This window comes from Pseudomonas sp. DWRC2-2, assembly GCF_049897885.1.
GTDB classification, from domain to species: Bacteria; Pseudomonadota; Gammaproteobacteria; order Pseudomonadales; family Pseudomonadaceae; genus Aquipseudomonas; species Aquipseudomonas azotoformans_A.
In genome coordinates this window covers 134,379-149,279 of sequence record NZ_JAFCXD010000002.1, presented here as the reverse complement: position 1 = coordinate 149,279, position 14,901 = coordinate 134,379, and the positions used below count along the sequence as shown (strand labels likewise).

At 62.3% G+C, this 14,901-nt stretch carries 11 protein-coding genes; 3 read left to right on the top strand and 8 right to left on the bottom strand.

Annotated elements, in window-relative coordinates:
- Positions 1-23: 23 nt before the first annotated feature.
- The 3 genes from ACP7EW_RS09180 to ptsP are packed head-to-tail and all read right to left on the bottom strand — an operon-like array spanning position 24 to position 5,524.
- Complete coding sequence (locus ACP7EW_RS09180) at positions 24-1,733, bottom strand: PTS fructose-like transporter subunit IIB (protein WP_426216613.1); 1,710 nt, start codon at positions 1,731-1,733, stop codon at positions 24-26.
- 11 nt (positions 1,734-1,744) lie between these two features.
- Entirely contained in the window at positions 1,745-2,665 is a 921-nt protein-coding gene (gene pfkB / locus ACP7EW_RS09175; protein ID WP_426216611.1) for a 1-phosphofructokinase, read from the bottom strand.
- Positions 2,666-5,524, bottom strand: coding sequence for a phosphoenolpyruvate--protein phosphotransferase (ptsP, locus tag ACP7EW_RS09170; RefSeq protein ID WP_426216609.1), 2,859 nt, complete (start codon positions 5,522-5,524; stop codon positions 2,666-2,668).
- Positions 5,525-5,817: 293 nt separating this feature from the next.
- Here ptsP and cra point away from each other — a divergent pair, with 293 nt between their 5' ends.
- A complete protein-coding gene (cra, locus tag ACP7EW_RS09165) occupies positions 5,818-6,813 on the top strand; it encodes a catabolite repressor/activator (RefSeq protein WP_426216607.1) in 996 nt (331 codons plus the stop codon).
- A 2-nt stretch (positions 6,814-6,815) separates the two neighbouring features.
- Positions 6,816-7,592 (top strand): TatD family hydrolase, encoded by a 777-nt coding sequence (locus ACP7EW_RS09160; protein WP_426216605.1) that lies wholly within the window; start codon positions 6,816-6,818, stop codon positions 7,590-7,592.
- On the opposite strand, the gene ACP7EW_RS09155 is transcribed toward ACP7EW_RS09160, so the two are convergent.
- The 5 genes from ACP7EW_RS09155 to ACP7EW_RS09135 all read right to left on the bottom strand — a co-directional run bounded on the left by ACP7EW_RS09155 (position 7,542) and on the right by ACP7EW_RS09135 (position 13,822).
- On the bottom strand, positions 7,542-7,970 hold the full coding sequence (locus ACP7EW_RS09155) for a hypothetical protein (RefSeq protein WP_426216603.1): 429 nt from the start codon (positions 7,968-7,970) through the stop codon (positions 7,542-7,544). The genes ACP7EW_RS09160 and ACP7EW_RS09155 overlap by 51 nt on opposite strands.
- A 126-nt stretch (positions 7,971-8,096) precedes the next feature.
- Complete coding sequence (locus tag ACP7EW_RS09150; protein ID WP_426218038.1) at positions 8,097-8,801, bottom strand: methyl-accepting chemotaxis protein; 705 nt, start codon at positions 8,799-8,801, stop codon at positions 8,097-8,099.
- A gap of 1,439 nt (positions 8,802-10,240) precedes the next feature.
- Positions 10,241-11,077: a regulatory signaling modulator protein AmpE gene (gene ampE / locus ACP7EW_RS09145; RefSeq protein ID WP_314534584.1), complete on the bottom strand. Its 837-nt coding sequence runs from the start codon at positions 11,075-11,077 to the stop codon at positions 10,241-10,243.
- A complete protein-coding gene (ampD, locus tag ACP7EW_RS09140) occupies positions 11,074-11,637 on the bottom strand; it encodes a 1,6-anhydro-N-acetylmuramyl-L-alanine amidase AmpD (protein WP_426216601.1) in 564 nt (187 codons plus the stop codon). Before ampD ends, ampE begins: the two co-directional genes overlap by 4 nt.
- A 61-nt stretch (positions 11,638-11,698) precedes the next feature.
- Entirely contained in the window at positions 11,699-13,822 is a 2,124-nt protein-coding gene (locus ACP7EW_RS09135) for a DUF1631 domain-containing protein (protein WP_426216599.1), read from the bottom strand.
- Positions 13,823-14,013: 191 nt separating this feature from the next.
- Here ACP7EW_RS09135 and nadC point away from each other — a divergent pair, with 191 nt between their 5' ends.
- Positions 14,014-14,862 carry a carboxylating nicotinate-nucleotide diphosphorylase gene (gene nadC / locus ACP7EW_RS09130; RefSeq protein ID WP_426216597.1) on the top strand — a complete coding sequence of 283 codons (849 nt, stop codon included), beginning with the start codon at positions 14,014-14,016 and terminating at the stop codon, positions 14,860-14,862.
- Positions 14,863-14,901: the final 39 nt, after the last annotated feature.

Below are 14,901 nucleotides of genomic sequence, written 5' to 3'. Positions count from 1 at the left end.
AAAAGGGCCACTAAAGCATGGGGTTATGACACCGGTGCGACAGTCAGCTCGACCGCTTCCGGACGCTTGATCAGCGCATACACCAGGCCGGTCAGCACGCTACCGGCGACAATCGCCAGCAGGTACAGCAGCGCGTGGTTCATCGCACTCGGAATGACCAGCACCGCGAGGCCGCCGTGGGGCGCCGCGAGCTTGCAACCAAAGTACATCGACAGCGCACCCGCCAACGCGCCACCGGCGATACTTGCCGGGATTACGCGCAGCGGGTCTTTGGCTGCAAAGGGAATCGCACCTTCGGAGATAAACACCATGCCGAGAATGATCGCCGCCTTGCCGGCCTCGCGCTCCGTCTGGGCAAACTTGCGGCGTGCCAGGAAGGTGGCGATGCCCATGCCGATAGGCGGCACCATGCCCGCCGCCATCACTGCGGCTATCGGCGCGCCACTGTGCTCGGCAAGCATACCGACGGAAAACGCATAAGCTGCCTTGTTGATCGGCCCACCGAGGTCGACGCACATCATGCCGCCCAACAGAATGCCCAGCAGCACCGCGTTGGTAGTGCCCATGTTGTTGAGGAAGCCCGTCAGGCCCACCAGCATGCGCGCCACCGGCGGCCCGACCAGGTAGATCATCGCCAGGCCGGTGAACAGGCTCGCCAGCAACGGAATGATCAGGATCGGTTTCAGCGCATCCAGGCTTTGCGGCAGTTTGACCGAGCGGGTGATCAGCTTGACGCAGTAACCGGCCAGGAAGCCGGCGAATATCCCGCCGATGAAGCCTGCGCCCAACGTCGTCGCCAGCAACCCGCCGATCATACCGGGGGCCAGGGCGGGACGGTCGGCAATGGAGTAGGCGATGTAGCCTGCGAGCAGCGGCACCATCAACATGAAAGCCTGGTTACCCACCGTTTTCAACGCGGCAGCCAGGGTGCCTTGCTCTTCGAACGCCGTGATGCCGAACATATAGGACAAGGCAATCAACAACCCACCCGCCACCACCATTGGCAGCATGAACGACACACCGGTCAGCAAGTGCTTGTACACGCCGGTCTTTTCTTTCTTGGCCACTACACCGCTGGCCGCGCTTTCCACTGCACCTTCGGCAAGCGCCTTGTTGAGGGTGGCCTCGGATTGCTTGAGGGCAATGCCGGTGCCGCAGCGGTAAATCTTCTTGCCGGCGAAGCGCTCGGTGGCGACTTCGATATCCGCCGCCAACAACACTACATCGGCGTCGGCGATGGCCTGCGGGCTCAAGGGCGTGCGCGCGCCGACCGAGCCTTGGGTCTCGACCTGCAAGTCGTAGCCCAGACGTTTGGCCGTCTGTTGCAAGGCTTCGGCAGCCATGAAGGTATGGGCAACCCCAGTTGGGCAGGCCGTGATGGCGACGATACGCGGTGCATTTTTGGCCGCCTGCTGAGTAGCGACATACACCTGGGCTTCTTCGGCACCACGGCGCAACACCGCGTCGACATCCGCCAGCGCCTGGGCCGGCGTGCTCTGGAACACGCGCTTACCGACAAACCGCTGCATATCCACCGGGGTACTGCTGACCAGCAACACCCATTCGGCGTCGTCGAGGGTGGCCTGGGACAACTGGCGTTCCGGGCGCTGCACATCCACCACTTCAACGCTGGTGCTCCAGCCCTGGCGTTGCGCGGCAGCGTCCAACAAGCGGGCGCACAGCACACTGGTGACCATGCCGTTCGGGCAGGCGGTAACAATGGCTAACTTCATCACAAACCCTCTTATTGTTCTGTCAGCGCGCGCACGTGGACGCCGCTTTCGAGGCGCGCCAACTGCGCGTGGTCGCTGATGCCGAAACCGATCTGCGTCACCGCCATCGCGGCAATTGCCGTGGCGCGGCGCAGGGTTTGCTCCGGCGTATCGCCACTGAGCAGACCGTGGAGCATCCCAGCCAACAGCGAGTCGCCGGCGCCGACGGTGCTGGCGACCGCGACCTTGGGCGGCGTGGCGTGCAGCGACGCGCCTGGGCTGTACCAGCTCACACCCGCAGCGCCGTCGGAAACCACCACGTGTTCCACACCTTGTTGATGCAGTTGGCTGATGGCATCCGGGGCATTACCCAGGGCGTCGGCCAGTTCTTCGGTATTGGGTTTGACCAGCCACGGACCGGCCTTAAGACCGGCGCGCAGCGCCTCACCGCTGGTGTCCAAGGCGACTTTCAAACCCAGGCCCTTGATCTTCTCCAGCATGCTTTGGAACCACTCAGGGCTGATACCACGCGGCAAGCTGCCGGCCACTACCACCGCATCAAATTCAGGGCCGACGATGGCGATGAGTTTGAGCAGCTCTGCTTGCGCCGCTTCACTCACCAGCGGCCCAGGCGCATTGATATCGGTGACCCGGCCATCCTGCTCGGCAATCTTGATGTTGCTGCGTGTCTCGCCCGGTACACGAATGAACGCATTGCCAAATCGACGGCGGGCGATCAGCGCGTCGAACGCCTGGGGGTTTTCTTCACCGAGAAACCCACCCACGCTCACCTGATGGCCCAGGTCGGCCAGCACCTGCGCCACGTTCACGCCCTTGCCGGCAGCATGGGTCAGCAGGGTTTCGCTACGGTTGACTTCACCCGGTTCCAGGCGCGCCAAGCGTACCGTCAGGTCCAACGCCGGGTTCAGCGTCAGGGTCAGAATCCTTGCCATCTACACGGCCTCCACTAGGGCTCGCACTTCGGCGGGCGAGCCCACCGCCAGTGCTTGTTGCGCCAGGCCCTGGGCCTCGCTCAGACTGAATTCGCGCACGCGCGCCTTCACTTCGGGGATGCTGCGGGCCGACACACTCAGCTCATCGACACCCAGGCCGATCAACACCGGCACGGCCAACGGATCAGCCGCCAGCTCGCCGCACACGCCGACCCACTTGCCATGGGCATGGGCGGCGCGCACGGTGATGTCGATCAGTTGCAACACCGCCGGGTGCAGGCCATCGGCCTGGGCGGACAAGGTCGGGTGACCACGATCGATGGCCAGGGTGTATTGGGTCAGGTCGTTGGTGCCGACGCTGAAAAAGTCGACTTCCTTGGCCAAGACCGGCGCGAGCAACGCGGCCGACGGCACTTCGATCATGATGCCCAGTTGCAGGTCTGCCACCGGGATTTCCAGGCGCAGGCGCTCGGTCATGTCGCGGGCGGCACGCCATTCGTCAACACTACCGACCATGGGAAACATGATGCGCAGCGGGCGATTATCCGCAGAACGCAGCAGCGCACGTAACTGCGCTTCCATGATCTGCGGGCGCTGCAGGGTCAGACGAATACCGCGCACGCCGAGGAAGGGGTTTTCTTCCTCGGCGATTGGCCAATACGGCAGCGGTTTGTCGCCGCCGACATCGAGGGTGCGCACCACCAACGGGCGACCGGCGAGGCCGTCGAGGACGCGACGGTATTCGGCTTCCTGGGTGGCTTCGTCCGGTGCTTGCGGGTGGGCCATGAAAATCAGTTCGGTGCGCAGCAAGCCGATGCCTTCGGCGCCCTGCTCCACCGCGCTGGCCACCCCGGCACTTTCGCCGATGTTGGCGAACACTTCCACCGCATGCCCGTCGCGGGTCAGGGCCGGTTCATGGCGCTGCGCCGAGGCGGCTTGCAGGCGTTGTTCGCGGGTGTCGCGCTCGACCGTCGCGCGTTGCAGGGTGGTGGCGTCGGCGTCCACATGCAGGCGACCGCGCTGGCCATCCAGCAACAATGGCGTACCGGCGGCCAGCAGCAACACCGCCGGACCGGCACCGACCAGCGCGGGAATCCCGAGGGCGCGGGCGACAATGGCGCTGTGGGCCGTCGCGCCGCCACGGGCGGTGAGGATGCCGGCGACGCGCGCCGGGTCCAGACGCGCCACATCGGACGGACCGACTTCGTCCATCACCAGAATGTAAGGCTCGCTCGGCTCCTGGGCGGTTTCGACGCCACAAAGCTGCGCCAGCACACGACGGCCGACGTCACGCAGGTCGGCGGCGCGCTCGGCGAGCAAGGCGTCCTGCAACGACTCCTGCTGCTTGGCGGCCGCTTCGATCACACTCATCCAGGCCGCTTCAGCGCTTTCGCCTTGCTTGAGGCGGGTGTCGACTTCGTCGGTGAGTTCCGGGTCGTCGAGCATTTCCTGGTGGGTGATGAAAATCTCGCGGATCGCCTTGGAGGGGTTGCGTTCGATCAGGCCTTGGATATCACGACGCACATCACCCAAGGCGCTGTGCAGGCGCTGGCGCTCAATGGCCGAGGATTCGCCACGCAGTGGGTAATCGAAGACCTGCTGCACCTGGATATGCGCAGGGCCGATGGCAATGCCCGGCGCGGCGGCGATGGCCTGGATCTGGCTGCCGGCCAAGGGTGCGCTGAGCACCGGCTCGATATCGACGACTTCAGGCGGGGCGCTTTGGGTCGGCAGCGGCTCGACCTCTTCCCCCAGGCCTTCTTCCACCGCCGCCAACAGCGCGGGCAGCGCGTCGCCGGCAATGGCTGGCTCGGCGACAAACTCCAGCACCTGGCCGCGACGCGCGCCGAGGCTCAGCAGTTTGCTCAGGCTTTTTACCGACACGGCGCCCACGGGGCCATCGACGATGCGCACACGCAGGTCGCCTTCAAAACTTTTCGCCAACTGCGCCAGGATCTTCGCCGGGCGCGCATGCAGGCCGTGGGCGTTGGCCAGGATGATGCGCGCAGTGGGCCAGTCGGGCGGCAATTCACCGCCCAGCACTTCAAGCACGGCGCGGCTGCTGGTGGCGCGGCCGAGTTCCTGGCCGCGCCCTTCGATGAGCAAGGCGCACAAGCGTTCGAGCAACGTCTGGTGGGCTTCGCCCAGGCTGGCCAGGCAGAACAGGCCGTTGAGCGGCTGACCGAGGTAGCGCATGGGTTTGTCCGGGGTGACAAACGCCAGCCCTGGGCGCTTGACGGTCTGCTCGCTGTGCAACCACCACAGGCCATCGCCCAGGGGCAGCGCATCCACCTGCTGCAACACGGCGGCGAAACCATTGCTCACACAATCGGCCTGACGCAACAGCCGCGCACCGCGCCAAACCAACTCTTCGAAGTCGTCGGCGGACACTCCCAGGCTGATCATCTGCGCATCCAGCGCCAGTTCCTGCGGCGCACCTTGCAACAGTTTCAACAGTGCTTCGGCGCTGCCGGCACGGCGCAGGGCCTGGCCCAGGTCGGTTTCGCCGAGGGCGCGGGTGAGCAGTTGCAACAGGCGCAGGTGTTCGTCGGATTTGGCGGCAATGCCGATGGCCAGATACACGATCTGGCCGTCGCCCCAATCCACCCCTTCGGGGAACTGCAGCAGGCGCACACCGGTGGAGAACACCTGGTCACGGGTTTCGGGGGTGCCGTGGGGGATGGCGATACCTTGGCCGAGGAAGGTCGAGCCTTGGGCTTCACGGGCTTGCAAACCGCTGAGGTAACCCTCGGCGACCAGGCCGTCGGCCACCAGTTTTTCAGCGAGCAGGTGCAAGGCAGCAGATTTGTCCACAGCCACCTGGCCCATGGAAATCTGCTCTACAGTGAGCTCAAGCATGCCGTTCTCCTAGTTAGTGCAGTGGCGCACTAGGTATTGTTTTAAACAAACAGTGTAAAGGGTGTTCAGGTTTTACTGACTGAGCAGTCAATTGGCAGTAGCCACTCAGTCGCGAACGTCGTAAAAATACGCTGGCTGAAACGTTTAATCTATAGTTTGTGGAAGACTACGCGTTAATTGCGCATCCTTGAAGAACCACTCGGCGCTTGAGCCAGGACATTGGTCGTGTACAGGAATCGGTTACGATTGGAGAAAATGTCGGGGCAAGCTCCAGAAAACAAGGAAATCCCGGTTTGAAACTCAGTGATATCGCCCGTCTTGCCGGTGTGTCCGTGACCACCGCCAGCTACGTCATCAATGGCAAGGCTGAACAGCAACGCATCAGCAGCGCCACCGTCGAGCGAGTGCGCGCCGTGGTCGAAGCCCATGGCTTTACCCCCAACCCCCAGGCCGCCGGGCTGCGCAGTCGGCACACGCGCACCTTGGGCTTTATCCTGCCCGACCTGGAAAACCCCAGTTATGCACGCATCGCCAAGCTCCTTGAACAAGGTGCGCGGGCGCGCGGCTATCAACTGCTGATCGCCAGTTCCGACGATGACGCCGACAGCGAGCGCCAACTGCTGCAACTGTTCCGCGCCCGACGCTGTGATGCGCTATTTGTCGCCAGCTGCCTGCCGGCCAGTGATGACAGTTACCGTGAGTTGCAGGCCAAGGGGTTGCCAGTGATTGCCATCGACCGGGTGATGGGCGCGGATCAATTCTGTTCGGTGGTCAGCGACGACCGCCAGGCGTGCCAGCAATTGACCAGCAGCCTGTTGCAGCCGTTGCCCAAGCAGATCGTGCTGATCGGTGCGCGGCCCGAGCTGAGCATCAGCCAGGAACGTGCCGCCGGTTTCCGTGAGGCCCTCGAAGGGTTCACCGGTGAGGTGATCGTCGAACACGGTGAAGCCTTCAGCCGCGATTGTGGCCGACAGTTGATGGAGCAACTTCTGCAGCAACTGGGGCATTTGCCTGACGCGCTGGTGACCACGTCCTACGTACTGCTGCAAGGCGTGTTCGACGCCTTGCATGACTTCCCGCTCAAATCACAACCGCTGCGCCTGGGCACCTTTGGTGATACCCAGTTGCTGGACTTCCTGCCGCTGCCGGTTAACGCCATGGCTCAGCAACATCAACTGATCGCCGAGACCGCACTGCGCCTGGCCCTGGCCGCGATTGAAGAAGAACAGTACCAACCGGGCGTGCATGCCATCGGCCGGACGTTCAAGCAGCGTATTCACGAGGCCTGAGCGTGGAGTTGATCGACACCCACACCCATTTGGACTTCCCCGATTTCGACAGCGATCGCCGGGAAGTCCTCGTTCACAGCCGAGCACTGGGCGTGCGGCGTATGGTGGTATTGGGGGTGTATCAGCAGAATTGGCAGCGGTTGTGGGACCTGGTGCAAGCGGACGAAGGCTTGTTCGCTGCCTTTGGCCTACACCCGGTGTACCTCGATGACCATCGCCCCGCCGACCTGACGGAGTTGGGCGACTGGCTGACTCGCCTGCACGGCCACCGGCAACTGTGCGCCGTGGGCGAAATCGGCTTGGACTACTTTCTCGAACAGCTGGACCGCGAACGCCAGCAAACCCTGTTTGAAGCGCAGCTAAAATTGGCGGTGGACTTCCAACTGCCGGCGCTGCTGCACGTGCGTCGCAGCCACGCCGCCGTGATCGCAACCCTCAAGCGCATTCGCCTGCCCCGTGGCGGCATCATCCATGCGTTCGCCGGCAGCCGTGAAGAAGCCCACGAATACATCAAGCTCGGCTTCAAACTGGGCTTGGGCGGCGCGGCGACCTGGCCTCAAGCCCTGCGCATGCACAAGGTGCTGGCCCACCTGCCGCTGGACGCGGTGGTACTGGAAACCGACTCACCGGATATGGCGCCCGCCATGTACCCCGGCCAACGCAACAGCCCCGAGCACCTGCCGGACATCTGCACCGCGCTCGCCGAGCGCATGAATACCAGCCCTTTATTACTGGCTGAGGCGAGCACACGCAATGCGTGCGAGCTGTTCAATTGGTAGAGAAGGCGAGACCACTTGCAGGTCCAGCGTCATCCGCTGACGATAGCGGGAATATCGCAGCGCCAGGAAATGCACCAGCAGCACGATCAGCGAAATGTTGAATTGGCCGATCACACTGATCAACCCTACCCACTCTGTCACCAGTGCCACGATCAGTCCCGTGCAGGTCAACACCACCATGCTCGGGCGCACCAGTGCCCAATGGTCTAACGACCTGAATTGGCGCAACTGCCGAGGGCAGTTCAACTGCAAGATCCACTGGCAGTACGGGCAATCGAATGGTTCTTCGATAGCGATGGCATTCAGTTGCCAAGGCTTGAGATTAAACGTGATGTCGCAATGGGCGCAGTGCCCCTTGATGCCAATTACAGCGTTCATCGCTGTGCCTCCCCAGGACTTGAAATCGAGTGAAACAATTTTCACCCATTCAAGGCCATGGAAAAGAGACGCCGAGAAATCAGGACGGGCACCACGCCAGCAAACGATAAATCCTACACCCCGGTCTCACACGCGGAACGCGCCGATCAATTGCTTCAACTCGATCACCTGCATCGACAGCTGTCGGCTCGCCGCTTCGGTCTGGTGTGCGCCTTGGGCGGCATGTTCGCCAGCCCGATTGATCTCAACGATGTTCTGGTCGATATCGTGGGCGACGGCGGTTTGCTGCTCCACGGCGGCGGCAATTTGCTGGTTCTGATCGACGATCATCCCTACGGCACCAAGGATGTTTTCCAGGGCCTGCTGGACCTTTTCCGACTGGCTCACGGTGCCACTGGCCATTTCATGGCTGCTGCCCATGGCCTTCACGGCCGCCGCCACGCCGCTGTGCAAGCGGCTGATCATCTGCTCGATTTCCTCGGTGGAGTGCTGGGTGCGCCGAGCCAAAGTGCGCACCTCGTCCGCCACCACCGCAAACCCGCGCCCTTGCTCGCCAGCCCGTGCGGCTTCGATGGCGGCGTTCAGGGCCAGCAGGTTGGTTTGTTCGGCGATGCTTTTGATCACTTCCAACACGCTGCTGATGGACTGGCTGTCGGTGGCCAACTGGTTGATCACCCGCACCGACTGATCGATTTCCGTGGCGAGCCGCGCAATGCTGCCCTGCTGCGACTGCACCAGGCCGCGACCGCTGACGGTTTCGTCGTTGACGCTGTGGGCACTGCTCACCGCCGCCGCCGCACTGCGCGCGACTTCCTGGGCGGTGGACGACATCTGGTTCATGGCCGTCGCCACCTGCTCGATCTGCGTGCGTTGCCCGGAAACGGCCTGATTGCTCTGGGCCGAGACCGTCTCAACCTGCCCGGCCTGTAACTCGACCTGGCTGACGGTGTGTCCGACGCGCTCGATCAAGTCATGGATCTTCGCCACGGTGCCGTTGAATACCTGGCCCAGGTCACCCAGCTCATCGCGGCTATGGGCAACAAAGGTGACGGTCATATCACCGGCCGCCACCTTGTCCATCATCGCGCCCAGGCGCCGCAGCGTGGTACGTGTGGACGCGTAGAAGCCCGCATACAAGTAGAAAATCAACAGGAACACCGCGCTCAGGGCCGAGACCAGCAGCACCATGTGCGTGCGGTTCTGTGCCAGGCGCTGTTCCAACTGTTGCCCGAGAAAGGTCAGCGTGGCGTCATCTAACTGGTAGGTCTGGGCCATCAACTGACTGACACTGTCGTAAAAGGCCTGCCAGGGCGCATCAAGGGTTTCGGCCATCACCACCTGCTCCTCGAATAACTCGCTGCCTTGCTTGAGGCTGGCGTTGCTGGTCTTGGCCAGGCTGTCGAGGGCCGCGTGCGCGGCTTTGCTGGAGCCCAAGGCATCCTGCAACTTCAAGCCATACTCGGCCTGGAGTTTTTCCAATTGCTGCAACAGCTCGTCAAAGCGTGTGCTGGACGACGAGTTGAGAAAGCCCTGGCCCAGGGAATACGCGCCCATTGCCCGGCCTTCGCCCAGGGTCTGGGTGACTTGCGGGGTCACGCTGGTGATCAGTTCACTGAGTTGGCGCAGGTCGCTTTGGGAGTCTCGACTCAAGCCGGACTGGCTGGCGATGATCTGGCTGAGCATCTGCGCCTTGTTGAGCAACTTGCCGATCAGGGCACTTTTGCTCAGCAACGAGGTTTCCTGTTGTTGGGCCTTGAAGGCGGCGATCAACTCGTCGCGTTTGGCGTCAAACGCGGCGATTTGCTCGGGTTCGGTCGTCATGGCGCTAAGGCTTTGCAGGCGGTTGAGCACGCTGTGTTCCAAAGCGCTGATCTTGCCCTCAAGGTCGCCCGCCTTACCGGACTGGCCCAACGTGGCGTTGATCTGCACTTGGTTGTTGAGGGTTTCCAGGTCGCGGCGCAGGGCCAGGCTGTTACCGAGCAGGTCGAGGCTTTGCAGCTCGACACGTGTGCCCTGGAATTCACGCCACGAATCACGCACCAGGTAATAGTTGGTCGCCAGCATCGGCAGCAGGAACAACACGCTGATCAGGCTGAACTTCATGCCGAAGCTCAGGCGATTCATCAGCGCGACGGCGGGATAGAGCAAGCTCTTCACAGGTGAACTCCCTTTCTTTTATTTTTATTGAGGCCCAGGGCGGCAGTTAGCCAGCATCTGTATAGCTCAATTTGAAAGGGAGTTTTGTAACTTAAGGTTAATGAGATCAGCCGTCAGGGCAGTACCGTCCAGATCGCAAACCCGGCATACCACAGCACCGCCGCACGCAGCAGCAGTTCCCACAGTCGGTCCAGGCTGTTGATGCCATCGGGGCCGACCGCTGGAGGCGGGATTTCAGCGGCAACCAGGCCAACTTTTTCCACCAGTTGGGCAGCGCTGATGTCCCAGCTCAGCAGTTCGTGGAGCATCACACGGCCGACCGCGACGAAGTTACCCACCAGGGCAAAACTGGCCGCCAGCAGGCGCACCGGCAGCCAGTCAAATGCGTGGCGCAGTTGCCCGGCCCGCTCGGCCACCAAAGGGTTCTTGCTGTGTTCACTGGCCAGTGCGAGCAGGCGATAAGCCAACGCAGCCACAGGGCCCAACAGGAAGTACCAGAAAATCACGGCAAAAAAGCTTTGGTAGGCCTGCCACAACAGATGGCCCTGGACGCGCTCGAGCAATTGTTCGCCACTGTCGGCGCTCAGGTTCAAGTCACGCTCAGCCACGTGTTCGGCGGCTTGCAGGTCGCCCCGTCGCCAGGCATCGCGAAAGGGACCCAGCCCGGCGAGCAGATCACCACGGCCCAGGCTGTAGATCACCACCAACAGGTGCACCGGCAGTGCCAACAGCCCGTAAGCCACCGGCTCCAACACCAACAGCAACAACGCCAGCAACGCCACCGGCAACAACACCAGCAACGTCAGAATCAGCCAGGGCTGCTTGCCCATGCGCGGGCTCGATTCCAGCTTGGCCAGCTCCCGCAGCCAACCGCCATCACGCTGCAATCGCTGGCGCAGGGCCGAGAATTTCTCGATCCAGACCGCCAGCACCAACACCAGGAAACTCATCGTGCGTGTCCTCCATCCTGCAGGGCGCTGCGAAAGCGCGTCCAATCAAAAGCCGGGCCGGGATCGGTCTTGCGACCCGGAGCGATATCGCTGTGACCACAAATGCGCTGGGGCGTGATGCCGGGGTAAGCCGCCAGCAACTGGCGGGTCAGGTCAGTCAATGATGCATATTGAGCGTCAGTGAACGGCTGGTCATCCGTGCCTTCGAGCTCCACCCCCAGGGAAAAATCATTGCAGGTTTCCCGCCCCTCGAATTGCGAGATCCCGGCATGCCAGGCCCGGTCGAGACAGGACACAAACTGCGTCACCGCCCCGTCACGCTCAATCAGAAAATGCGCAGACACCCGTAGGTCAGCAATCCCTTCAAAGTAGGGATGTTCCGTGACATCCAGGCGGTTCTGGAAAAACTCCTGCACTTTACCGGTGGCGAACTGCGCCGGTGGCAGGCTGATGTTATGCACCACCAACAGTGAGATTTCGCCGGCGGGGCGCTCGTTGAAGTTGGGTGAAGGGCAATGACGGATGCCCTGGCACCAACCGCTGGTGGGGTCCAACTGCATACAGGTTCCTTGAACGAGACAACGTGTGACCAGTATGCCGCGTTCGACCCTCAGGTTGCGATCACTTGCCGTGTTTGAGTTGACGCAGCTTGCTCACCACAGCGGCCAGTGCGCGCTCGAACAGGGGGCCATCGTCCAGGGCATGCAGGACGCCACGCTTGAACGCCAATGCCAGTTGGCCGGCACTTTTCTCCATCACCTTGAGCCCCGTGCGACTGGTGAAGACATAGGTCTCGGCCGGCGCCATGATCGCCGTCAGTCGGCAGCGCAGCGTAGTGGCTTCGTTTTCCTCGAACGCCACCCATCCCCCCACCTTGAGTTCTCGGGCTTTAAGCAAGTCGGGGTCGTTGTCCGGCAAGTCGCTGACCGGGTCGGGTGACGCCGATGTCAGCACAAACGCCTCACGTACTTCGATCAACTCGTCGACGCCTTCAGGTGCCTGGACATGCAGGGCTTGCAAGCGCACAAAAAATTCGCGGGTGCTGAAGGGGTCGAACGCGGCGCTGGTCAAGCCGTCGCGCAGGGCCTTGAGCAAGCCCGGCAGTTGCTCCAGCAGATGGCGCCCGGCTTCGGTGTCTTGTTGCAGGCCAACGCTCCAGATCAGTTCGTCCATGGTGCGCAGCCCCGCCTGCCACTGCACCGACTGCTCGCCATGCTTGAGACTGGCCAGCAACAGCACCTGGCTCCAGGCCTGCTGCAGGAACTGCACGACCGGACGCGGCAGGGTCTTGCCCAACAGCCGTTTGTTCAGCACATCGGCCACGCGCTGGCGGGCTGCTTCGGTGCGCACGCGCCCGGCTTCGGCATCACGGGTGTGTTGTTCAAGCAAATCGCTGCGCCGCCGCTCATCGGCGGTGAACGCACTGAACTCGGCGAGCAGTTGAGAAAAAATCGCCGGGTCTTCGACAAATTCGTTGAGCAAGCGCTGCACCACCTGCTCGATGCGCAGGTACAGATGGTCGCGCTGGCTGCCGCCCATTGCGGCGGTTGCAACTTCATTGAGCAGACGCCGCGCCGGGTGACTGGCGCGACTGAAGAGGCTCTTGTCCAGCACCGCCACTTTCAGCATCGGGATCTGCAGGCGACCGATCAGGGCCTTGAAGGCATCAGGCACGGCGCGGTCGTTGAGGATGAATTCGAACAGCAGCGCGATCAGGTTGATCACATCTTCGTCCGCCTCCTCCACCACCCTCGACTTACCACTCTTGACGCTGACGCGCGTGAGCAACTGCTCAAGCTGGTTGCGCAGGTCGAAATCATCCTCGACCTCAGGCTCTGGCACGTATTGCTGCAAATGGGAGAGCAGGCGCAGCAGGTCGCGGGTGGCGATGGGCAAGGGTTCGGCGCTGGCTTCAAGCGTCGGCGCCACGCTACCGCGTACCACCGTGAGCAACTGCTGGAGCGCGGCAAAGGCTTGCTGGCCATTTCCGTCAACGGGCGGCAGGGTTTCCTCGCGTGGAAGCTCACGGGACTCAGGCGCTTCAAGCCGCCGCGACGGTACGCTTTTGAGTTCAGGCAACACACCGGTCGCGACCAGCAATTGATTGGCTTCGCCGTAAAGCTGGTCGGCGTCACTGAGTACGTATTTTTCAAACAGCTTGAGCATAATCAGCTTGACGCGGATCTCTACGCCCAGGCTGCGCCCCGCCCGCAGGAAGAACTCACACAACAGTGCAGGCCCCAGGGGGTTTTCGCGATCATCCAGGCGGTTGCCGAGCAACGCGCTCAAGCGCGCGGTGAGTTGGCCCAGGGCCAGGCCATCACGGTGCCGCACACGACCCAGCATGGCCTCAAGCGCCACGGCTTTTTCGCGATCATCCCTGGATGAGCCCGGTGCCGCGTCGTAGGACACCACCGGCACCAATTGCAATTCCCCGCGCCCTGCCTGACCCAGACTGGCGAAGGCTTCAAACAGGCGCTCCATGAACACGCGCTCGAAATTCTTGCGCTTGAGGCGCAGGTCGCGCATGGCTTCGAAGAAAATATGGTGATCGAGGTTGTTACGCGCCTTGTCGGCCATTTCGAACAAGGTGTCGTCAGCGTTATCGAACAGATCCTGCAGCCCTTGCTGCAACTGTTGCGCCGCCTTGTCGCGGACCTGCAGCAACACCACCGGCAGTCGGGCGAGCGGCGATGGCGTGGCGGGCGCCTTGTTGAAGGGCACCACCTTTCCGTCATTGTGCATCCTGGCCTCCTGAAACGGCGGTATGGGTCTTAACGTCAAAGCTATGACGCCAATTGCAAGGCGCGAGATTATCTTGCAAATGAGGGGGGTTGCGCCAGCAAACTCTGCCTTTGCTCGGTAAATGAGTGGTGAGCCTGGGTTCGAACGCGCACTGCCCCTATAATCGGGGCACTTTGTCTGTGGAGCCTGTTATGCCGAATCTCCGTCTTGCCGACCTCACCGCCGAAATCGAAGCCAACGTGCGCCGCGCACTGCTGGAAGATATCGGCAGCGGCGACATCACTGCGCAGTTGATCCCGGCCGAACGGCTGGCCACGGCCACCATCATTACCCGTGACACGGCTGTTATCGCCGGTACGGCCTGGGTGGATGCGGTGTTCCGCCAACTGGACCCTCGGGTCGCGGTGCATTGGCAAGTGGCCGACGGTGAACGTGTCAGCCCCAACCAGGTGCTGTTCCACCTTGAAGGCCCGGCACGTTCACTCTTGAGCGGCGAACGCTGCGCGCTGAATTTCCTGCAGTTGCTCTCCGGTGTCGCCACCCGTGCGCAATTCCTGGCGGATTTTGTCGCCAGTACCCAGGTCAAGCTGCTGGACACCCGCAAAACCTTGCCGGGGCTGCGCCTGGCGCAGAAGTACGCCGTAACCTGCGGCGGCTGCCACAACCACCGTATCGGTTTGTATGACGCGTTCCTGATCAAGGAAAACCATATCGCGGCCTGCGGCGGCATTGCCCAGGCGATCACGGCCGCCCAAAAGATCGCCCCCGGCAAGCCGGTGGAAATCGAAGTGGAAAGCCTGGATGAACTGCGCGAAGCGCTGGCGGCGGGCGCGGATATCATCATGCTCGATGAGCTGAGCCTGGACGATATGCGTGAAGCTGTGCGCCTGAACGGCGGCAAGGCGAAGCTGGAGGCCAGCGGCGGGATCAATGAAAGCACCCTGCTGCCCATTGCGGAGACCGGGGTGGATTACATCTCGATTGGCGCGATGACCAAGGATGTGAAAGCGGTGGATTTGTCGATGCGCCTTAGTATCTAAGGCGTTCAAAAATACTTCTGTGGTGAGCGGGTTTGCCCC